Annotated in this window: 12 protein-coding genes; 7 read left to right on the top strand and 5 right to left on the bottom strand. The window is 66.6% G+C overall.

Annotation, left to right across the window (positions count from 1 at the left end; translation table 11 throughout):
* Nucleotides 1-7 precede the first annotated feature (7 nt).
* Both FRADC12_RS10070 and FRADC12_RS10065 read left to right on the top strand, forming a co-directional pair.
* Nucleotides 8-1,804, top strand: a complete 1,797-nt coding sequence (locus FRADC12_RS10070) for a hypothetical protein (protein ID WP_045876460.1) — start codon at nt 8-10, stop codon at nt 1,802-1,804.
* A gap of 847 nt (nt 1,805-2,651) precedes the next feature.
* Nucleotides 2,652-3,746, top strand: coding sequence for a hypothetical protein (locus FRADC12_RS10065; protein WP_045876459.1), 1,095 nt, complete (start codon nt 2,652-2,654; stop codon nt 3,744-3,746).
* 17 nt (nt 3,747-3,763) lie between these two features.
* Here the strand turns inward: FRADC12_RS10065 and FRADC12_RS10060 are convergent, their stop codons facing one another.
* Complete coding sequence (locus tag FRADC12_RS10060; RefSeq protein WP_045876458.1) at nt 3,764-4,660, bottom strand: carbohydrate kinase family protein; 897 nt, start codon at nt 4,658-4,660, stop codon at nt 3,764-3,766.
* Nucleotides 4,661-4,713: 53 nt separating this feature from the next.
* Between FRADC12_RS10060 and FRADC12_RS10055 the strand changes: the two genes are divergently transcribed.
* Nucleotides 4,714-6,090 carry a CDP-glycerol glycerophosphotransferase family protein gene (locus FRADC12_RS10055; RefSeq protein WP_045876457.1) on the top strand — a complete coding sequence of 459 codons (1,377 nt, stop codon included), beginning with the start codon at nt 4,714-4,716 and terminating at the stop codon, nt 6,088-6,090.
* A 592-nt stretch (nt 6,091-6,682) separates the two neighbouring features.
* Here FRADC12_RS10055 and FRADC12_RS10050 read toward each other — a convergent pair.
* Nucleotides 6,683-8,017 (bottom strand): tyrosine-type recombinase/integrase, encoded by a 1,335-nt coding sequence (locus tag FRADC12_RS10050; RefSeq protein ID WP_045876456.1) that lies wholly within the window; start codon nt 8,015-8,017, stop codon nt 6,683-6,685.
* A gap of 565 nt (nt 8,018-8,582) precedes the next feature.
* Nucleotides 8,583-9,764 carry an NUDIX domain-containing protein gene (locus FRADC12_RS33000; protein ID WP_232303711.1) on the bottom strand — a complete coding sequence of 394 codons (1,182 nt, stop codon included), beginning with the start codon at nt 9,762-9,764 and terminating at the stop codon, nt 8,583-8,585.
* 318 nt (nt 9,765-10,082) lie between these two features.
* Between FRADC12_RS33000 and FRADC12_RS10040 the strand changes: the two genes are divergently transcribed.
* Entirely contained in the window at nt 10,083-11,180 is a 1,098-nt protein-coding gene (locus tag FRADC12_RS10040) for a hypothetical protein (RefSeq protein WP_157488770.1), read from the top strand.
* A 145-nt stretch (nt 11,181-11,325) separates the two neighbouring features.
* Here FRADC12_RS10040 and FRADC12_RS29470 read toward each other — a convergent pair whose 3' ends face one another.
* Both FRADC12_RS29470 and FRADC12_RS32115 read right to left on the bottom strand, forming a co-directional pair.
* The gene (locus FRADC12_RS29470; protein WP_084010565.1) at nt 11,326-12,510 is read right to left on the bottom strand and encodes a toll/interleukin-1 receptor domain-containing protein; all 1,185 of its coding nucleotides are present in this window, start codon (nt 12,508-12,510) and stop codon (nt 11,326-11,328) included.
* A gap of 830 nt (nt 12,511-13,340) precedes the next feature.
* Nucleotides 13,341-14,561, bottom strand: coding sequence for a pentapeptide repeat-containing protein (locus FRADC12_RS32115; RefSeq protein WP_198152845.1), 1,221 nt, complete (start codon nt 14,559-14,561; stop codon nt 13,341-13,343).
* A gap of 117 nt (nt 14,562-14,678) precedes the next feature.
* On the opposite strand from FRADC12_RS32115, the gene FRADC12_RS10030 reads away from it, so the two are divergent.
* The 3 genes from FRADC12_RS10030 (at nt 14,679) to FRADC12_RS10025 (ending at nt 21,418) form a co-directional block, all read left to right on the top strand.
* Nucleotides 14,679-17,942 carry a hypothetical protein gene (locus tag FRADC12_RS10030; RefSeq protein ID WP_052710794.1) on the top strand — a complete coding sequence of 1,088 codons (3,264 nt, stop codon included), beginning with the start codon at nt 14,679-14,681 and terminating at the stop codon, nt 17,940-17,942.
* Nucleotides 17,943-17,987: 45 nt separating this feature from the next.
* Nucleotides 17,988-19,451, top strand: coding sequence for an ApeA N-terminal domain 1-containing protein (locus tag FRADC12_RS31040; RefSeq protein ID WP_198152844.1), 1,464 nt, complete (start codon nt 17,988-17,990; stop codon nt 19,449-19,451).
* A gap of 341 nt (nt 19,452-19,792) precedes the next feature.
* Nucleotides 19,793-21,418, top strand: coding sequence for a hypothetical protein (locus FRADC12_RS10025; RefSeq protein ID WP_232303709.1), 1,626 nt, complete (start codon nt 19,793-19,795; stop codon nt 21,416-21,418).
* Nucleotides 21,419-21,954: the final 536 nt, after the last annotated feature.

Genomic DNA, 21,954 nt, shown 5'->3' with positions numbered 1-21,954 from the left:
AGCACGAATGCCCGAGCCCCCTCCCGGCCCGACCGGGCCGCCGCCCCGCCCCACCGGCAGAACCAGGGAAACGCCGCGCCGTCCCGTCGAGATCGAGGTCGCAGGCGGACGCTGGGCGCTGGACACCGTCACCGACGACGCCGGCGAGCTGCAGGTCCGCGCCGAACTCACCTCCCGCCCGGCCAACCCCGCCACCGCGCGGAGCCTGTGGAGCACGGCCAAGCCCACACTCGCGGAGCTGGAGGAGGAACTGGGCTGGGCGATCCCGCATCGCGCCCAGAACATCCTGACCCACCACCCACCGTCCCGCCCGGCGGCCGCCTTCGCCGGGCCGCCCAGCCCGCCCGCCGACGTGGTCCGCGACCCCGTCTACCGGCCCGGCCGCACCAGCGCCACGCGCTGCGCCGGCTACCCGCCCACCACCTACGGCCGGCTTCTGCACCTCGAGGCCCGCACCCGCCGCTGGCAGCACGGCCCCGTCCAGGTCGACATCTACCGCACCGACGTCGACGACGACCCCGGCGTCGTCTACCGCGTCAGCGACACCACCAGCGACCCAACCCCGACCGTCGTGTTCTCCGGAATCATGACCGACATTCCCGGGGCGCCCCCGCTGACCAGTGACGCCGTGATCCGCTACGTGCTGCTCGGCTGCCTTGCCCGCAACCTGAAACCCGCAGGGCTTACCAGCTCCCAGCGCATGTTCGTCCTCGAGCAGGGCGACCACATCACCGACGCCGCCCCCTACCGCCACCAACACCCCTACCCCCACGGCACCCGGGTCGCCGTCCACGACGTCGACCCGGCCCGCACAGCCACCGGCACCGTCCTCGCCCTCACCACCGGGAACGACGGCCCCGCCTACCTGTGGCGCCCCGACCTCGCAGACCTACCCGGCCACCCCTGGTACCACCACCCCACCTGGACCGCCCGCACCCCGATCCACCAGGTCACCCACACCCTCGCCAACCCTGACACCCACACTGGCCCCGACGCCCCACCCCTCCTGGCCACCGGGGCCCTCGTCGCCACGGTCGACGACCCACGATTCGCCGTCGGCACGGTGCTCCGCGCCTTCGACGACGACGAAGACCTCCCCAGCTACGAAATCCAACCCCACGACGGCGCCCTACCCCCACTACGCCTGCGCCTCGACGACATCACCCCACTACGTGGCTCCACCTGGCCCAGCATCGACGCCCTCCTCGAAGCCCGCGCCACCGCCGGCCTACCCCCGCAACCAGGCGAAATCCTCACCACCCCCTACGAGACAGCACGCGTCCTCGACACCCCTACCGGCCCGGCCGTCACCTTCCCTTTGCCCGCCCTTCGCCCACCCAGCCTCGCGCTCGACATCACCAACCAGACCCCGACCACCGTCCCCGAGGCCCTCACCCGGCCGACCAGCCCCCACAGCCGCGGCCCGACCGCGAAGCTTCCGACGCTGCGGCAGGGCGGCGACACGATCCACATCGACGACCCCATCCACGGCCACCTCGAAGTCCCCACCCGCGCATTCCAGACCGCCATGCGCCACCCCCAGCACATCCTCACCGAACTCCTCGCCCGCCGCTCCTGGCTACCCACCACTCCCGACCAGCCCGCGTTCATCACCGCAGCCCTCACCGCCCTGCACGCCCCCAACGACCTGGCAGCCCTTGCTGCGACCGCCACCGGACCGCCGACCGCCCACCTCCCCGCCGATCCGACCGACCCAAACCCGGCCGCCCAGCCGCCGCATGTGCTACCCGGCACACCTCCACCGCCGCCCGACGGTAGCCCGACGTTCGACCCAGGCCCATGACCACCCGCCGACACCGGTCACTCCCGGCGCCAACACCGACCACGGGAACCAGACCACGAGCCGGCCGCCGCGCCAGCGCGGTCCGCCCGTCCACCGGCGCCAGGGTCGTCCGTCGGCACCGGCCCCTACCCAGCCTGTGCCGTTATCCATATCGACGACCCCGTCTCCGGCTGCCTTGAACTCCCCGGCTACCTCTTCATCGCTGCGCTACGCCATCCCCCCGATCACCTGGCCGCCCTGCTCGCCCGCCGCCGGTGGCTGTCGAGCCGGCCGGACAGCCCCTCTTCGTCACCGCCGTCTGGTTGCCCAACACGCAGCTGCTGACCTCCCGGCCACCGACACCCCAACTCTCGCGACCGGCGACCCAGCCACCGATCCGCTCACTGGTGCCGGACTCCGCAGGCCATCCGACGTGCCGGACGGCGCACCACCCAAGCTCAAACTGCACCCCGGAGGAGCGCCCGGGCAACGACGTGTCCTGGAGGACGGTCCATCCATCGACGCGGGGCTATGGATGGCGGACGCGGTCGCGATCATTCGTACCTCCCACCAGGTTCTGAAGGAACGGACGCGACGAATCGACGTGCAGTCCGCTTACTGCGGCGCTCCGGCCGCGCCGCCGACGACGCCGGTCGCAACGAGGCACAGCGCACGGTCGAGGCCGACGGCCACCGCGCCAAGATCGCTCAGACCGGAGTCGCGCAGCTGCGGACCGGCCTCGACCGGAAGTCGAACGCTTCGACCCTGCAGCCTGCGGGGGCTGGCTGAACGGTGGGTCGCACATTTGCACGATTTCGGAAGGGTGTACTCACTGGCAAGCGGCCGGTGCTTGAATCGATCAAATTCGATGATCTCAATCGAAGAAGGAGCCATGGTGCGCGAGTACGCGAAGGTTGACGCTGTTATTGAGGCGTCCGATGTGTGGGCCCATATTCGGGTCTATGCGCCAGCGGGCAACGGTTCCGTCGTCGTCGTCGGGGAGCTGAGTGACAGGCCGTGGCCCCCGCCCCGGGTGGCTCTTCCGCCGCTAGTGGCGGCCGTACGGGAGAGTTACCGAGAGGTGCTCGGGGCTCAAATCCGCTGGTATGTGTACCGCCCTTGGCGTGGCCGGGCGGCGGACGGTCTTGCTGAGTTCCAAGTCAGGGCGGTTGGGGTGCTCCCGGCGGTGGATGTGCCGTTCGCCGCGGTCGAGGACCTGATTGGGGCGCCGTTGCCGAGGTACTGCGATCTCGATTACACGCGCGCCGGGGTGCGAGCTTCTCGCCGGGCTGTTCAGGCGTTTTCGGAGCTGTACCAGCAGTTGACGGCTTCGGACGATTGGCTCTGGGATGGTGAGCAGCCCCGAGAGGTGCTTGACGATCTGGGGCGCGTGCTCTCCCAGGCGCGAGATGTCGCGGGAGTGCTGGCTGCGACTGCGGCGTTGTCCGACGCCGATCCGCGTCTGCGGTTCGCTCTCGCTGGCCCGGTGCAGGACGCTCTGAGGGAGGCGCTCGCGGTCGCGGCGCGTGGTAGCGAGTGGCTGCCACGACGTGGGCAGGGTGGCGGCGAGGAGCCCACCCTGTGGGGCGAGTTCGTCCTCGATCTAGATCTTGAGCGAGGGGCGCCGGCGCTCGGTCTTGCGCATGTCCGTCTCTATTTCCCGGTAGGCGGCGTCGCGCTGCTTGTGTTCAGCCAGTTGGAGGAAGCCACCGGCGTGCCCGTTCTCGCGACGGCGGTCGACCTGGCCCGAAGAGTCCTTCGCCGATTGTCGGTGCCGGAGAGCCTCGCGACGAGGGTGCTCGTCTATTACCCGGAGGGGATGCTCACGGGCGGCTCGGGATTCGTCGTTCCAGGAGACGAAGCGGCGCCTGCGCGAGTGGCCTACGAGCAGGTGGTGGCCTGGGCCGGTGGTCCGGTCCGGCGTTTCCCGGCTGCAGCCGCGTGTGTGGCCCGGCTGCCGTGAGGCGGCTACGAGGAGTATTAGCGGCCGGCGAGCAGGTCGGTGACCTGGGCGTCCGTGACGTGCAGGGCGGCGCCGGGGGTTCCGACCGCGCAGCCGGCGACGACGACGGCGCGTTCGGCCGCCAGGTCCGGGTCGTGTCCTTCAAGCCAGGAGTGCAGGAAACCCGCGAACAGTGCGTCGCCCGCGCCTGTCGTATCAACGACGCCATAGGGCGCGACCGCGGGCAGCCGCCGGCTGGGGTGGCCGCGAACGGCCAGCAGAGCACCCGCGGAGCCGAGCCCGACGACGATGATCTGGGCAGGAAACTGGTCGAAGACGGCTCCTGCGAAGACGGAGGGGTCGCTGTCGAGCCGCTCGGCGGAGCAGAACAGGATGTCCGCGGCCCTCAGCCACGGCTGGCTGTAGGCGTCGTCCACGCCGGTGATTGTCTGGACGTCGACCGCTATCGGCATGCCCGCGGCCTTCGCGCAGGCGAGCAGCGGACGCGCGAAGCCGATGGTGGACAGCACCGCGAGGCGGGCGCCGTCCAGGAGTTGGGTGAACCGTTCCGGCGGGTAGACAGCGTCCGGAAGATCCTTCAGGTCGGTGTGGACCTGGCGGGCGCCAGCCTTGTCGACCAGGACACCCGAGGTCGGGGTGTGCGCGGTCTCGATCACGGCGTCTCCGAGCAGATCGAGGCGGTCCAACTCGGCGCGGACGACGGCGCCTGCCGGGTCGGTGCCAACCAGCGTCGCCAGCACGACTGGCGAGCCGAGCGTACGCAGCGCCCGGGCAACATTCAGGCCGACCCCCGAGGCCTCAAGCCGCAGCTGATGAGCGCGGTAATGCACCGGCGCATAGGGCACCGGAAAATCGTCGACCGGAATCGTCTGCTGCACGTTCACGACTCCCGCGACAACCGCCGATCCCCTCACAGCAAACCAGTCTGCCACCGGCGTTCACCCTCGCGTCGCCGGCCCGGCCCGCGATGACCCAGCACCAGGCGAAAGACGTTCTCCTCGTCGCGCATACCAGGCTGTCGACGACCTACGTCCACGAGTACCACGACCTTCTAGCCGCGGATCCGCGGCTGCGTTTTTGGATCACACGCGCGCCCGATCGACTGGACGGCGGGGTCACCGATGCAGTCGCGGGCCTCATCCGAGACTCCGCCGACCGCGGCCGGGTGGTGCACCCCATCTCGTTCGAACAGGCGCGGAGTCAGCGCTGGGACCTGGCTCTGTTCGGCACCCATGGCTCGCGTGAACTCCTCCGCGACGACGTCCCATGCGTGCACATCCAACATGGCATCGGCGCGGGAAAAACAGCGCTGGGCGACGACTTCACCTACGGGCCGACCTGGTCGCTGCGCCAAGGCGGCCCCCACGCCGGCGAGCCGCTCTACGAGATCATGCTGGAATCGAGTCACGCAGTACGGGCACGGGCCGTTCGACGGATCCCACGGCTCGCCGACCGTATCCAAGTCGTTGGCGACATCGTGGCGGACCGGCTCCTCCAGACAGACGCACGTCGCGACGTCTACCGCGATGCCCTTGGCATCGAACCGGGTCAGACCGCCGTCCTCCTGATCTCGACCTGGGGACCGGACGGCCTGATGGGACCGACCGGAGACCGCGGCCTGGAATTCCTCAAGGAAGCGGTTCGGCTCGGCGATCGTTGCCGGATTCTTCTGAGCATGCACCCGCACCTGTGGTTCGGTGCCGGGGATAGCGGGCCCGAGTTGTGGCGCAGACGTCTCACGCAGTTCGCCGGCAGCGGCTTGTCTATCTGCGGACCGGACGAGAGCTGGATGCCCTACCTGGCAGCAGCCGACGTAGCGATCATCGATCACAGCTCCCTCTGTCTATACTTCGGCCTCCTCAACCGACCTACCATTGCCGTCCCCGTGCCCGCCGAGAGCATCAACCCGGCCGCCCCGATCGCGGCCCTCCGCTTGGCGTCGCCTCTGCTGGAGCAGCCGGTCGGCCTCAAGGAGGCCATAGCGACCGCGATCGCCACTTTCGACCCTCGGCTCATGCCCGGACGCGCCGACATCCTCGCCCACCGAGGCGCATCAGTTCGCCGGATTGTGACCGCTCTCTACCCGACACTCGGCCTCTCACCACCCCAAAGTCTCCCCGACATTCCGCCAGCCGAGCCGCCATGCCCGTTTCTCCTTTCCGCCGGCCATATCTCTGAGATACGAGCCTCGGGCGGCCTTGCTACGAGCCCGCACCCCACCGGCCGGACCCGGCAGACTCCCTTGGCCCACCGTGAGGTCAAAGCGACTCCCCCCGTCGCCGGAGAGGCTCGGGATCTCGACGGGACCGTCCGTCTGCCGGACCTATCGGATTTCGGCCTTTAGAGATGTCTCCGGACAGGCGTTGTGAATCACATTTCATGGTCTGCGGAGGATTTCGGGTCGAGGCTCATAGCAGTCCGGCCGAAATTGATTGGATTGGTACGGTGGCGTCAGGAGAAGCAGGTGCCTTCTGTCGAAGCTTGTCCAGCCTCCGCCAGAGCCGTTCCACGAGCAGCCAGAGCGGCGCCACAGCCGACCGCCCTCCGCTCCTGCGCAGGTCGTTCAGACCGTCATGGCCTCGGCGTGGCTCCGAGCTGAAGATGGCTCTGCCAACGTGGTGATCGACAGTGAGCAACCATCAGCAAATGTGCACGCCGGAGGGGGCGCGGCGATCACCAACAGAGTCTGGAGCTCGCCAGCGTCGGGCTCACGCCGTGATTCCACCTGGCCGCCTCCTGCACGGTCCAGTTCGGCTTAGTGCGGCTGCCGGTGGCCAGGTCGAGACCTCGTCCGCTACGGGCCTCCCCCAGTGGATAACCCGGCGGCCGTTAAGCCCTGCGCCGAGGTCCAGCGCCTGCTTGCGGACGAGTCAGCGTGCACGCGCGTCGAGGTAGGCCGCAGCGATCTACCGCCTGTCGAATGCGGGGACGGAGATCTATCCAGCTTGCCGGCCGCGGATGCGTTCGAAGGCTGCGAGGGCGGTTTCATCGGCGGTGGGGAGGGTGTGGAGGTAGCGCTGGGTCGTCGCGATCGAACCGTGGCCGAGGCGTTCCTTGACGATCTGGAGATCGGCGCCGCCTGCGAGGAGCCAAGAGGCGTGAGCGTGACGGAGGTGGTGCACACCTATGCCTGAGCCGATTCCACTGGCAGCGACGGCTGGGTGCCAGACCTGCCTGCGGAACCAGTCGCCGGGGATGTGCCCATCGGTGTCACGGACTCGACGGTGGCGAGGGCTGTCCTTGCCTTCGGCTCGGCGGGCCGCTCGGTAGGCCGCGTAGGCCCGCTTGCAATGTTGGCAGTGACACGGGGCCATGGAGTAGGCCGTGATGGTGCCATGCCGGTATTGGCGACCTTTGTCGTTCGGTTCAGTCAGGCCAAGGTCCTGCGGCTTGTCTGGCTCGACCTGCGCCGGTGGCCGCGGTTCGGGCATAGGGAAGAGAAGGTCTTCGGTGTCGATCCCATTCGCCTCGACGTATACTTGAATCTTGGCGGTCAGCTGTCGGCTGATTTTGAACCGCCGAAACTTCTTGTTCTTGGGATACTCCTTGACGAGGAAACGTCCGCCGGCGGGATGGTCCTCGGGGGTCACTTCGACGACCGCCCGGCTGACGGTGACAATACTGTTAGCGAAGTCCAGGTCTCGGGGGCGCAGTTCCGTGATCTCGCCCCAGCGCATGCCGCTCTCTATGTCGAGCTCAACGAGTAGTTGAAGGGAGACTACTTTCACGTTCTGGTAGATCGCATCGAACTGCTCCGAGGTGATGATCCTCAAAGGCTTTTTCGGTGCCACAGGGATCTTGACGCCCTTGCAGGGATGGAGAAAGGTGATCTGGTCGTTGAGTGCTGTCGTGAAGATGGCACTCAGGATGGTCATATTCTTGTCGATCGTCTGCGGGCTCATTCCGCGGTTGACCTGATCTGTCACCCATTCGCGGACGTCGCCCGGCATGATCTCGGACATCCGCGTCGTTCCGAACCAGGGGAGGATGTGAGCGTGGAGATTGTAACGGTAGGTCTCGCGGGTCTTCGCCTCCACCACGTGATGGGGGAACCACGTCCCGACGACGTACTCCCGGAAGCGCTGTTTGCCGCGCTTCGGGTCGCCAACCCTGCCTTCACGCTGCCGGAACTCCGCTTCCTGTGCCGCCCGCTCGGCCCGCCGCTTCTCGCCGAAGGTTCCGGCTGAGCGTTCCCGACCTTGTAGGTCGAGATAGCAACCCGTGTAGCGCGGCTTGCCGTCCTTGCCGATGCGCTTCCTCGCGTAGGCCACCTTCGACCTCCAAGATCGTCCGTCCGTCATTCGTCCGTGGACTTCGCCGTCACGGCTCGGCACCGGCCGGCAGGAGGCGGTATGAAAAACGGCCTCTGGCCTGCATCCTAGGACATTTTGTAGATCACTTGGACGAGCGGTCTTGGACGCTATTGTTCTCTCGCACGGAGGAGGCCAGGGGTTCGAGTCCCCTCACCTCCACCCCTGAGAGTGGTCGAACCGTGACCTGGACTTATGTCTTTTCTGTAGCGGTTCGATTACACCTGTACGGCTGGTCGGCGCGGGTCGTACGCCCCAAAAGTGCAGGTAGAACGTTGATCGTGGTTCGCCCCTGGAACGTTACTGTCCGCCGATCGGGGCTCGGTAGTGCGGCGTGAAGATCGCGCGCCGAGCACCCCCTCCAGCGACGGCGGCGGCCCTGGGAGTGGCCGGCGGCATGGAGGAGCGTGCTGTCCTCGTCGCCTAGTCAGTGCGCTGTCCGACGCGCAGGACGCTCAGGTAGCGGCGTGGTGCGCGGTCGCCCATCCGGGTGCGGATGCGTTCGGCGATGGCATCGAGCAGGGGCTCACGGACGTCGTGGTCGAGCTTTCGGTAGATCGAGTTCGTGCGGAGGAGATCGGCGAAGCCAGTGCCATCGAACCACTGCACGGTGGGATACCAGCGCACGATCCGTCGGGCCGAACAAGACGCCGGGGTCGTGGACCAGGCCCCAGCCCTTGGTGGTGGCGTGCGAGTCGTCCTCGCTCGGCGGATGCCCCCAGTCGGGGTTTCCTGGGGAGAACCGTTCGTGGAGGTCGGCGGTCTCGGCGTACACCTCCGGCTCGCCGGGGCGCCGGACGACGATGTTGGCGAGCAGGGCCATCCACCCGCCGGGACGAATGACCTGGTAAGCGCGTCGCCAGCCGGTCGACGGGTCGACCCAGTGCCAGGACGACGCGGCCACGAGGACATCAAAGCGCCGACCGCGGTCCTCCCACCTCTCGAACGTCGACGTCTCGACCTCGACGTTGGTGACGGCGGCGAGCCTGTGGCGGGCGAGCGCGGCCATGCCCTCGCCGGGTTCGACGGCGGTCACCTGGCATCCCAGGGCCGCCAGCCCCGCTATCGCCTGGCCGGTGCCACAGCCCACCTCCAGCACCCGCGACCCCTCGTCCAAACCGGTGATCGTGGCGAGGTCTGCGAACAGTTCGTGGGGATACCCCGGTCGGACACGGTCGTAGAGATCCGGAATTTCGTTGAACAGTCGGCCGAGGACGCTTCGTTGGAGGGCGACTCGTGCGAGCCGTCCCAGGCGCACGTCCAGGGGCTGTACCACGCCCGCGAGCGGGGTGGTGCCGTCCCACCAGGTGATCGCGGCTATCTCGTCGTTGGGGAGGAAAGCGGTACCCGCCGTCGCGCGGCTGGCGTAGACGGCCGCGTACTCGACGCGCCGTTCGGGGCCCAGAGCGAACCGCGCGAAACCGGCGAACAGCAGGTCGTCTACCTGGTAGCCGGATTCCTCGCGCAGCTCCCGCACCGCCGCCTGCCGCGGCGTCTCACCGACCTCGATCATCCCACCGGGCAACTCCCAGCACTGCCGACGGCGGTCGAACACCAGCAGCAGGCGACCGTCGTCGCTCCAGAGCGCGACCAAAGACGCGGTCAGTGCAGCGTCCCGCAGGTCGGTGTCCTCACCGACCTCGTCGAACGCGACCAGAAGGTTCCCGTCATCGTCGGCAGCAAGGGGGACCGCATCGCGATCGTTCACACGGATCAGTATCAGGCGGCCTCCAAGCCACGGTGACTGCCGGGATGCTGTCCACGAGGTGCGGATCAGCGATCAGCGAGCTGCCGCCGTGTCTGCGGCCGACGAGGCGCGTTCCGTCCGTCAGCTCCCCATGTTGCGGTGGTTGGGTGGATGTAACAGCCATCGTGGGGTGTGGTACGACTGTGCGCAGTGGGCTGGTGACGAAACGGCCGGGCCTGCATGCCGGTCGGGGCCCCTCGCGTGGTGCCGACAAGCTCCGCTGTAGGTAGCTGCGGGATTCCGCGCGGGTCGGGAGCTAGCGGGGAGGCCACGGGCCCGATGAGGACCGAAGCCGGGTTGCGGGGCTATCTGCTGGAGGAGTGTCTGGCTTGGCTGTTGCGCGCCAGCGGTTATGACCTGTTGACGGCAGCGGACGACACCGAGGTGCTAGACGTCCGCTCGTCCGATTTGATCATCCGGGGCCGTGGGGCGTGGCACCAGGCGGACGTGCTCGGCGAGTTCCTGTATACGCCCCCGTTCTCACTGCCCGTGCGGCTGTTCGTCGAGGCGAAGTTCCTGAAGGCGCGGGTCGACCTTGCGACGGTTCGTAACGGTCACGGCGTCGTTCACGACGTCAACGAGAACCTGGTCGTCACCAGTCCGAGGCGGAAGACGGGCGGACCCGTCGCCAAGGGGACCGGCGCCCGACGGATCAGGGCGCGGTACCGATACAGCTATGCGGTCTTCTCGACGAGTGGTTTCACCGCGGACGCGCTGAACTACGCCCTCGCCCACCAGATCTCGCTCGTCGACCTGTCCGTGCCCGCCTTCGAACCGCTACGAGCGGCGATCTACCGTGCCGCGCAGGAGATCCGGCTGGTCGCGCGCACGCTTCCCGCCGGCGAGGTACCGGCACTTCGCAGAGTCCGGACGTACTTGCGCGAAATCCTCGGAATTCCGGGACATCGCAGCGATGGCCCCGACCTGCCACAATGGTGTTCCGCAGCGCTGGATCGCCTCGCGATACGGCTCCAGGGCGGTGACGCACCTGGCGTCATCGTCGCCTTTCCCGCGGCACCGTTTGTACTCGGCCTCGTCGCCCGCAGTCGGCAGGCGTTCTTCGACTATTGCCGCGACCATCCGACCCATCGTGTCGACCTCATGCGCGAGCGGCCAGCGAGCGCCGCGCAGACTACGGGCAAGTACCCCGTCTGGCGGCTGCGCTCACACCAGGACACGGACGCCTACGCGGTCACATTCGGGCTCCCGCCCCAGATCGAGGACTGGATCCTCGAAGGTGACGAGATTCGCCGGCGGGCTTCCTGGGTCGAGGCCAACCTTCTGTCGAGCATGACTGTCTACTGGATGGACGACAGACTCGGCCACGCCCACACGTTCCAGCTCACCTATGATCCGCGCGAGATCACGAGGTACTGACGCGACCACCCTCGTGTATCGAGAGACGCACGGGGTTGAACGGAGTGCCGGCCGCTGACCGTGGTCGGGCGTTTCCGGCGTGCGGCGTCGTCGTAGGTGAGCAGCGCCCGCAGCTGACGGGGACGCCAACCCGGATGATGAAGGGTCAGGTCGAAGGTCCAGGCGCGCTGTTCGAGTTTGGCTGGGACGAGGGATGTGTATCGGTAGAGGCCCCCGATGAGTGCTCCCAATCTCCTGGTCGAGCGAGAGCTTGCTCAGCAGGTGCCGGGGGCATCGCGGCGTGGATTCTCGTGGTAAGAATTGTGGCCGTGACGGCGGCGGCGATCGCCAGAACGGCTACAGTCATTGTGATTATCGTGCGCAGACGGATATTTGTATGCTTGTTCCACGCCAGCGCGACCACCGAGACTCGGAATCTGTTCATTGGCGTAGCGGGCTCGTGGTCGTCCGGCCAACGAAACTTCAACGGGCGGTCTAGCAGGCGAATTGCGTCGTCTGCGTGTCGGCTATTCCCGTGATAGTTGCTCGCGTCGGGTTGGTTCCCCGATATATTTTTGACACGCGTGGTGGGTTGTCGAGCACCCGCCAACTCGTCGATATCGTCAATGGAATATGATCCGCTGCTTTGCGTTGACGCCAAGGTCACTGCAGGGGGCTGAGATCGATCTTCCTTGGCGATGCTGGGCAATCCGATTTCGTTCGCCGCCGCGCTGGGCGTCGATGGCGGCCCTGACGTGGTGGCTCTGTGGGCGGCCTCGTCCGACTGATAGGACGTTAATACGTCGAGAAGCTTCGCGGGAAAGGATGTGGCTGGGCCCGCCGCCGGAAAGACAGGTTCGTCGACAGGAGGTGCGCTGCGTGGTGGCACTGGGAAGTCGGGGGCCGCTGCAGGCTTGATACGCCCGGTGATGGTGCCGCGCACCTGGTCGACGAGATACCGCCGGGCCTCACTCTCTGACCGGTCGAACAGATCAATTGATACAACTTGCCCGAGCATGCCTGGTCGGGGACAGTTCTCGATACGGATCGGCAGGAGCTTACGGCGGAAGCCTCCGGGATCAGCCAAAAGGGCTGCCTGCCACTCCTCCTGGCCATAGATTGACTCCAAGTAGGCTCCGGAGAGGATCGCAATGGTTCTCTCCGCCCGTTGAACCGCCTCGTTTATGCGAAAATACCACCGCGTCCCCGCGACGAAGTCCCAGGATTGGATCAGGATGTGGTAGCCGGCGTCTTCCAACTGCCAGGCCACCCACTCGGCCCAGCGGCGGTCAGCTTGCGTATAGGAAACGAAGAAGTCCCATGCTGCCGGCGATCCCCCCGAGCCCACCACGTTCCTATCCTCGCATCACCTGGTGAGGCTCTCGCAGCGTGTCAAGAAGAGAGCCTCGTCTCGCCGCAGCGTGGTGGGCTGAAGCCGGCGCTGCTGGCCTTGCCCGGCTCACTGGGCGGCCTGCAGGGCAACTCGCCGAGGCCGAAGATCCAGGTCGCCCCGGTCGGGACGATCACGTCGGCTCAAGCTGAGATCGTGTGGTCGGCCTGGGTTCGCAGGCGAACTTGCTCGCCACCGGAAGCTGGAACCCGACGGTGCGGTTGTGGAGACCCGCCGGCAACCCGTCGGCAGTCCCCTCACCGGCCACACGCGCTCGGTGGCACCTCTCGGGAGATCCGCCGCGCCGCGCCGTTCTCGATCGGATTGTGCTGTGGCGCGGACGAGGGGCGACCGACGGCCCGGACCTGTCTCCGAGACCAGATTAGTCAGGCGGAACTGCCGCTGTCCCGAACACTCGTACGTACCCCAATCGTCACCGAGGGCGGTCAGCCTGCTGACGGCGTGTTTCCGCAGGTAGCGTCCCTGCTCGCCGGACCAGGTAGGGCAATCATTGGGCCATGCAGGATGGGTAGCGGTTCGCGTTGTGATCAAATCAGATCCACCTCTGATCATTGCCGAACCCATACGCTGGACTTATGTTTCTTCCTGTAGTGGTCCGACTACAGCACTCCGGCTAGATCGGCGGAGGTTGCGGGCCCGAAGGTGCATGTAGGACGTTGATCGTGGTTCGCCCCTGGAACGGTCTCAGCAGCTGGTCGGCGAGTGGTTACGATCTTCTCCCTCGCACATTCGTAGATGCGGCGCTGATGGCGGCAGCTATCCACGCGGCTTCAGAGCCAGGCGCCCGCTGGCGGCGGCCACAACGCGGGCCGCGTTCGGGGCCATGTCAGCCGAGTCTCTGCATCCCCGATCGCAGCATTCAGCTGTTCCTGCGTCAGGCCGTGGGCGCGCGTAAGGTCCACCCCGTTTAGCCACGCGCGAGTCAGGTCCGCGCCGTGCAGCTGAACGTTGATCAGAACTGCTTTGGTCAGGTGCGCGGCGGTCAAGTTCGTCATGATGAGGCGGGCGTCAGTCAGGATCGCCCCATCGAGCCTGGCGCGGGTCAGGTTGGTGATAACGGTCTGGTCGGCGCCGGTCCGGCGTTCGGCCAGCTGTGCCCAGGTCAGGTCCGCCCCCTGTAGGTGAGCGTCGGTCAGGTCCGCGCCGTCCAGGTGTGCATGGGTGAGGTTCGCCCTGTTCAGGCGGGCGTCGGTGAGGATCGCCCCATCCAGGCGGGCCCTGGTCAGGTCTGCACCCTCTAGCCAGGCGCCGCGGAGGTCGGCGTCGGTCAGGTCGATGTCGGCGAGGCTGGCAGGCCCGGTGAGGTCGGCGCCGTCGAGGTCGGCACGGGGGAGGGCAGGCAAGTCGTCGCGGTGGGGTAGCCGGCCGAGGACCTGGACGGCGGCGCGGATGTCGACGGCTCGCCGATCTGGGGCCGGGTCCTGGCCGTCGGCTGGCGGGGGTGGGCGGAGCTCGGGGTCGGTGCTGCGGGTGCGTACGAACGCGGAGAGCACCTCGACGATGGTGGGGTGGTCGTCCGGAGAGTCTTTGGCGAGGCGTTCGAGGGCGTAGATCCCCCCGAGGCGAATCTCGATCGAGGGGGAACCCAGCTGAGTGATCGCGGCGGTGTAGCGCGCGGACCGATGCTCAGCGATCTCCCGATCATGGGTCAGATTGTCTCGGCGCTGGGTCAGCTCGTTTGCTCTGCGTGCCGCGCCCAGAGTCGCCCGAACACCCGCGTAGGCGATTGTAGCGGCGGCGACCGTAAGCATTCCCGCGAGCATCCCGGCCTGCAGCGTCGCCCGCGGCTGACTCGGAGCCGGTTGCCCAGCGACGGTCGGGTAGAGCGCGGGCGGCACTCCCCACACCACCACGCCCAACCCGCAAAGCCCAACCACCGCGAGCACGGCCGAGCGGATGGCGCGATGGCCCCCAAGCCAGCGCAGCGCCCACCAGGCCCTGATCGCCGGCACCAGCAGAACCCGCCATCCAGATGCCCCGTTGTCGGTCACGGGAGGGTTGTACGCCACGGCAACCGCTCTGCGCGACGCTCCTGGCCCGCTCGGGCCTTGGTGCACGTTCAAAACCCGCTTGACCTGGATCGTCCAGGGCGGCAGCCTACTTTGATCATGGCTGATCCCCTTCCCATACCCGCGGAGAGCGCCGATGCGGTGCCCACCGGCAAGTCCGATGATCAGTTCGCTGCGGGGCTCTCGAGGAAGGTTGTCGAGCGCCTCCATGCAGAGCCCGGGGTAGACGCAGAGAAGATCATCCGCTGTTTGGGCACAGCGGAGGTGTTGCTCGGGCTCGCCAGGACGGATGACCGGGGTTTGCGTTGGGCAGAGAGCGCTGCCTACAACCTGCGCGAGGCGTTGAACGCGGTTGTCGAGGGTCGTGATCAGGCGGCTGAAGGGGGACTCGCGGCGGTTCTGAAGGCGTGGCAGGTGTTCCAGGTCGCGATAGCTCAGCCGGCCGCCGACACGGTTTCGGCTCGCGTCGCGTTGGACGAGGTGCTGGCGAGGGTCGCGGCTAACACGTCTCGTGCCTCGTACTACGCGCGGAAATTGGTGGGCTACTTGCAGGACAGGGCTGGCGTCAGCCCGCTGTCCCACCGTCGCGATCCGGTGGCGGAGTATGACGATCTGCGGGGGGTGGCGAATCGTGCCGTGCACACAGGGCTCACGCTGGCCGACGCGGCGTCGCTCCAGACACGGACCATCACGTGGTTCGTGCGGATGTTCACTCCACCCGATGAGGTCGTCGATGCGATCCGTCGCCTGGCGGCCGAGCCATGGCAAGGCCATGATCAGATCAGGACGCTGGAGCAGTTGCTCATCAATGGCCACCACCTCCGGCTGTTCCTGAGCGAGCTCACGGATCCGGCATGGCTGGAACCTCTCCGCCTGGCCGGCCTCGTCACGCCGTCGCCCCACGAGGGCCCCTGGCCTGGTGCCGCGTTGCTGGACGGGCTGGCCCGTGTCCAGCCGCAGAGCGTGGCGGTTCACCTGGAACGCCTACTCGCCGACACGAAATCGCTGCCGAACGACGAGCGCGTGGCCGCGCGATTCGAGCTGCTGCGGGTCGCGACGCATCTCGGGCCTGCCGGGTATGGCGTTGTGGCGACGGTGAGCAGGCAGCAGGGCGACCTGTCGGGCGTGCGGGCCCTAGCCGTGGATGTCGCTGTCCGAGCAGACCCTGCGGACATGGTCGTCGAGCAGGTCGCTCGGGCCGTCCTGAACGACCTCCACCAGTTCAGAAACGGAGATCACTACTACGCGACGACCATCCTCGACCACATCCAGGCCGGCATCACCGCGGACAACGTGGCCGGCCGAACGAGGATGCTGGCCGGCAAGACACGCCACCAAGCAGGCACCGCCCCGTCCCGCTACCTATCGATCGGTATCGAGGCGCTGTCCGGTGAACTTGGGGAGCACCCTGAACCACTCGTCCTGCTGGCACACCACCTGACCCGCGCCCTCGCGGCAGCTCGCGGCCTCGGCGTACCGACCGCGACACAGCTGGAATGGCTGAAGAACCTGTCCGGGGAACTCGGCGATCGCATCCGAAGCCAGGTCTTCGCAGGCGCGGACGACGTCGCCCTGACTCAGAAGATTGACCACATGGCCCTGCGGCTGATGTCGCAGACCGCGACGGGAGACGACCTCGCGCTCGTGGCCGACATCCTGGCGCACGATCCGGCGCCCGAGGATCTCGCGGGCTGGACCGCGGCGCTCGGCACGCCCTCCGCCGCCCCCACCGAGCCACACGACATCCCCCAGGACTGGGCCCGCGCCTGGCGCTGGGCCGCGATACTGCCCACCCATCTGCTGGCCGGCTGGAAAGATCCCATCGACCATGTCTCCCACCTGCACGGACAGCCCGATCCGGGTCCCCTCACCCGCGCCCGGGAGCCCGGTTGGAGGTGGCTGTCAGCGACGTCGCCCATTTCCGCCGATGAGCTTGCGGCCAAGCCAGTCCTCGAAGCGGCGGAACAGGTCGCCTCATGGCAGCCGACCACCGACCGGGACACGTTTCTGTCCGGTCCACTTGAGCTGGCCCGCGAACTGGAGATCACCGTCGCCAGCGACCCAGCGCGTTGGGCCGTAGATCCCGCAACGATCATTACGACCCTCCGCAAGCCGATCTACATCGAGTACTACTTGCGCGCCGTCACGGCAAAGGCAGCCGAAATTCTGGAGCACGCTCCCGCCATAGTCGCGGCATGTCTGCACGCCCGGACAAACAAGGACCCCAGCGAGTCGAACGGAGGCGTCTCGGACGCCGACCGACCGTCCCAGACCAGCCTCGACGGCGTAGTCCTCGACCTCGCTAAGACCCTCGCCGACCACGGCGCCGACATCGCGGCGAGCCTCGACGAGCTGTGGGCCTGGACACGCTCGATCATCGACCACGCGGCGGACTCCGACCAACCGCTTGGAGCCGAGGAACGCGACCCGCTTGGCGATGCGATGACCTCACTGTCGGGCCGCAGTCTGGAGACCGTCCTGGCCCTCGCAGCGTGGGAATTCCGCGTCCACGGCGCGGCCCGACCCGAGTTCGAGCGGATCCTCGACACGACCCTCGGGGCGGCCGGCGCCGTCGGGCTGCAATACCGGGCGCTCCTCGCCACCCGCCGGGCCTTGCTCGAAACGATCGCCAGGCCATGGCTGGATACCCGCGCCGCCGGGCTGTTCCGAGACGGACCGCTGGCCGGCAAGACATTCGACCTCACGATCCAATGGGCTCCTCCCACGTTGTGGCTTTACCAGAATCTTCAGGCCGAGCTGTTCGCCGTCGCGCGCCGCAACATTGACAACGCGACCAGACAGCTCGCCGCCGCGACGTTGGAAAAGGTAGCCGGCTACGACCTCGACACAATCATCCGTCAGCTAAGCCCAAATCCGGATACCCTAGAATCTGTGGCCGAGGAAGTCGCCTTCCTCGCCCAACAAACGCAGCCCGGCGTCCCGCGACTCACCGCCGCCGTCGACTTCTGGAACGGTCTCCTCGACACGATCCAACCGCCGATCCCGGCTCAGGCTCTCCACGGCCTCGGACGATGGGCTTTCGTCACAAGCGTCGACGACCATCAATGGGCAGAGCTCACCGCGCGCACGCTCGCAGCGACAAACGGGGCAATCAGCTATGGGATTTCCGTAGCCGACCGTGCAGCGGCCATTCCACCCAGCCCGACGACACGCGGCATCCTTCGGCAACTGCTTGACACAGGCGAGTCGTGGGAACGCCATCATGCGGCCGGGAAGGCAATCGAGACTCTCCGCGCCTCCGTTTCGGGACCAATCGACGAAACTTTCTACCATCTACGCACAAGGCTCATCGACCTTGGCCATCACGAAGCCAGCGACGTCGTTCCCAATGACCAGGAATAGGATGACCGCCGATCCGACTCAGGCCCGACGAAACTGGAGTGACTAGTGGCGAGAGCGGACGAATCATCGCACGTTGGACGTTGGTGGCTTCCGAGTGCGCCCGAGCGACGAGTCAGCGGAGCTGTGTATTCCGACTCAGGACCCGTCGAGCTACGACTGGACGAGCCTCTACGGGAGTATCCGATGTCCGCACGAGGATGGGAAGGACCCGAGTTCCGCTCTGTGCGACTCCCCGCCATCTTCGGCCAGACCCGGGACGGTCGAAAGGTCACACTCCTCAACGTGAGGGGCGAAAATTTGGTCGGCCCCTTCGAACGTTCTCAAGAGGAGTACCTGGCGACAGCGTTGATACTCGATGCTCATACTCCGGAGGACAAATTTACCCATGCGATCGCCGAGTTCGACTGGTTGGACGCATGGCTGGACCCGCCTTCGATCACGGGGGAAAAGTCGGCAGGCGTCCTACCCGTTCACGTCGGCCGCACGGAGCACGCGACACTAGTAATCGAGAGTGATGCCGTCACGCTTGCCAGCAAGGTAGTCGGGACCAGCGGAGGCGGGTCCGTGCACCTCGACCGCTTCTCCGTGCTAGAGGTCGAATTTTGCCAGCCTGTCGGTATCGAGTCGCTCGTCGATGCGCGCATCCGACCATTTCAAGATCTTCTTACCGTTGCCCTCGGGCGGCCCGTGCAATTGACGTGGCTCGGACTGCGACCAGCGACCGCTGAGTCGGGCACGCAGTTTTGCGAGGCGCGCTTCAACGGCACGGCGGTATCTTTCGGTCGACAGGGAAGCGGAAATAGATCCGCAGTAGCCATACAGAGCTACAGTGCGCCGACGCTTTTTTGGGCGCGCGATGCGGGTACACTTCTTCCTCAAATTATTCAAAAATGGTACGAACTGCGAGCGCGGGAACGTGAGGCCGTCACATTGGCGGTCGGTCCGTACTATGCTCCGTTCATCTATCAGGAACACAAGCTCGCTTCCTCCATGCAGGCCGTCGAGGCGCTACACACCAAATCTCGATTCGGAAGCGATGCTCATCGCGACCTGGACAGACCAGACCACACCAAGCGTGTCGAACGGATCGTCGCCATACTTCGGACCGCAGGAAACGATGAAGTACCACGGGACGAGATTGATTGGGTCGAACGTATTCTCAAGAACCGTAACGACAGGCCATTCCGACAGAGAGTCGAAGATGTAATCCGCTCGACCGGCGCCGTTGGGGACTGCATACTAAAAGCATCACCGGATTTCGCGGCCATCGCCGTATTCTTTCGCAACGGAGTGTCGCATGGTGGCGCGAGAAATAAACCCAGCGGGGACTCGGTGGATCGCTTTTGGTACGGGGAACTGATTCAGTGGGTCGTTCGATCACGGCTACTCATGGATGCTGGCGTTCCCGGTGTGAGTGAACGTGCCGCCAGCCGGACAGGATTGCAATTCGCAGTAGAGCAGGTCGCGAAAATCGACGATCCGAGGAAGGCATCTCCTACTCGGCCCTGAGTGGGCTACAGGCGGCAATCGACTAGGTCTGGGCTGTCGGCGCCGCCGTCGGACCGTGGGCCGGCGCTCACCGCCGATCGGATACGGCTTCGTCGGATTCTAGGCCGTCGCGGCGGCGCGGCTATGGGTCTGTCGGACCGGCTCGGTACCTTCAAGCAGACGTTCTGGTTGGCCGGACGACGGATGCGGGTGACCATCGACTGGTCACATGCCCCGCGCGATGATCGCGAAGGGTGTCGGCGGCCGGCAGTGGCTCGCCGGGCGTCGCGGCAATGGGCGAACCCGTTGCGGTTGGGCTAACTGTGCTGACGTCAGGCGGGAAGAAAGGTTGCCACGGGGCCATGTCGGTTGTCTGGGAGGGCCTACAGCCCGGTGACGTCGAGAACCTGATCGCGGCGCTGCTCGTGCGGACGGTTCCCGGAGCGCTCCATGTTCACGGCGCTGGCGGTGACGGCGGTGTTGATGTGGTGGCCCCGGTGGACGGCGGCAGCCACGTCTACGAGATCAAGAGCTTCCGTAGCCTGCTTACCCCGGCACAGAAACGGCAGGTTCTGCGGTCATTGCGCACAGCGGTTCGCGAACAACAGGACATGGTCGCGTGGACGCTGGTCATGCCAAAGAACCCGACACCGGCAGAGGAGACCTGGCTCCGCGAGACACTGGCTGCGGAGACCACCGCCGAGGTCGCCTGGATGGGTCTCACAGCGCTTAACGTGGCGTTCGCCGAGCACCCGGCACTCGCCCGCCTCCACCCCGGCGCGGCCGAACATCGCGCCCTGGACCTCCTCGTACAGCAGCGCCAGGAGGAGGCACCGCTGGCCTCCGGCGTGCCCGACGCGCTGGAACGCGGCCGGAAGCTCCGAGACCTAGCGGCGCTCGTCGATCCCGACTACACGTTCGACCTGTCCTTCGCCGAGAACGCGCAGACCATCGAGATCCGGCCCAAAGACGCCGGCGCCAACGAGCGCCGCCCGATCAGCGGAGTCCTGAGCCTCGCCGCGCCGACCGGCAGCGCCGAGGCCGCCAAAATCGAGGACTTCCACACCTACGGTGCCCCACTCCAGCTCACCGCGCCCCACATCACCAACGTGACGGTCGGCCTCCCGGGCGGCCTCGACCAGCTCCTCACCGACGCGATCCCTACGTCCCTGGAGATAGGGGCGTCGGACACCACCCCACAACGGGTCACGGGCGCGCTCCTGGCCCAATCGCAGGTGATCGCCCGACTGCCGCTGACCGTGGTCGAGTCGACCCAGGGACTGGCCGGCGGCCAGAGACTCCTCGCCCGCGACGACGCCGGCTGCCTCAGCCTGGAGTTCCGCCTGGCGCCGGACTCGACCCTCGGCGAGGTCCAATTCGCGTTCCACGCGGGCGACACCACCCTCCTCGGCGACGCACTCACAGCGCTACGCTTCGCCGCCACGCTCGGCGACGCGGAGCAGATCCGTCTCGGCGCCGCCGGGCATCCGCCCACGCTGATCAGCGTGAACGACAACTCGACGGTTCCCCAGATGGAACTTGACGGTCGGATTGCCTCGCTCGAAGCACTGCAGCGTGTTGGGGACGCGACCGGCACCGCCTTCACCGTGCCGCAGACCTTCACCGCACGCGACGACCAACTCCTGCATCTGGTCGACCGCGTCCTACAGGCAGCGGACGCGAAGCTCGACGCCGACTTCACCGGTCTCGCGGTCCCCGTCACCGCCGACGCGGTCACCCAGATTCTCGCCCGAGGGCCGATTCCGCGCTTGACGATGACCTGCTGCGGCGAACCGGACCCTCAGATCGCAGGCCAGAAACTCAACCTCCCCGGGCGCCTCACCCTCCACGTCATCGACGGCCTCATCGTCAACACCGGCAGCCTCGCCAGACACGCGGCAGCAGGCACACCGATCTTCCCGCCGGCCGAGCTCGCCGCGGATATGCGCACCCGCGCCTACTGGGCGATCGAACCCGAGGCGTCATGAACACGGGTCGCTGTGCGCGCACCAGTCAGGATGCCATTCCGATCTGTCTCCGCAGAATCACTTGAATGCAAAGTCAAGCACTACCTAGTGACCCGCCTCCAGGTGTAATACGTAAAGGTCATTGATAGAGCTGCCAGAAGTGAGAATATGACCCAGCCGCGCCACCCTGGAATCTTGGACATCTCGTTCGGGATCGATGAGAGGATGATTCCTAGCGCTAAAACCGGTAGTCCTCGGGCATCAACGGATTCGGAACGCCGATCCCTCTGTTCTTCGCGTTCGATGATCTCGGTTCGGGCGGCCTCGATGCGGTCTCCGAGAGCCGCTATCGACGCTTCGACTCTACGTTCAGCAGCGCCCAGGTCGCGTCGTAGATCTGAGACCTGCGCGGCCAGTCGTTCTGTTCGCTCGCGTAGCAGCTCAATCTTCTGCTCGACTACCGCTCCAGGTTCCCACCTCGTAACTGGTCAGGTCCGTCATGTTCCCGCGTGATTTGTTAATGAGTTGGCATCTCCTGGCGTGTAATTGCTTGGCGT

The sequence above is a fragment of the Pseudofrankia sp. DC12 genome, from assembly GCF_000966285.1.
GTDB lineage: Bacteria > Actinomycetota > Actinomycetes > Frankiales > Frankiaceae > Pseudofrankia.
The sequence above is the reverse complement of the archived record's forward strand: the minus strand, read 5'-3'. Positions and strand labels throughout refer to the sequence as shown.

What these genes read in the sequence shown, in the direction of transcription:
- FRADC12_RS10070 (WP_045876460.1), top strand. Translation starts at nt 8, where the DNA reads ATGCCCGAGCCCCCTCCCGGCCCGACCGGGCCGCCGCCCCGCCCCACC.
- FRADC12_RS10065 (WP_045876459.1), top strand. Translation starts at nt 2,652, where the DNA reads ATGATCTCAATCGAAGAAGGAGCCATGGTGCGCGAGTACGCGAAGGTT.
- FRADC12_RS10055 (WP_045876457.1), top strand. Translation starts at nt 4,714, where the DNA reads ATGACCCAGCACCAGGCGAAAGACGTTCTCCTCGTCGCGCATACCAGG.
- FRADC12_RS10040 (WP_157488770.1), top strand. Translation starts at nt 10,083, where the DNA reads ATGAGGACCGAAGCCGGGTTGCGGGGCTATCTGCTGGAGGAGTGTCTG.
- FRADC12_RS10030 (WP_052710794.1), top strand. Translation starts at nt 14,679, where the DNA reads ATGGCTGATCCCCTTCCCATACCCGCGGAGAGCGCCGATGCGGTGCCC.
- FRADC12_RS10025 (WP_232303709.1), top strand. Translation starts at nt 19,793, where the DNA reads ATGTCGGTTGTCTGGGAGGGCCTACAGCCCGGTGACGTCGAGAACCTG.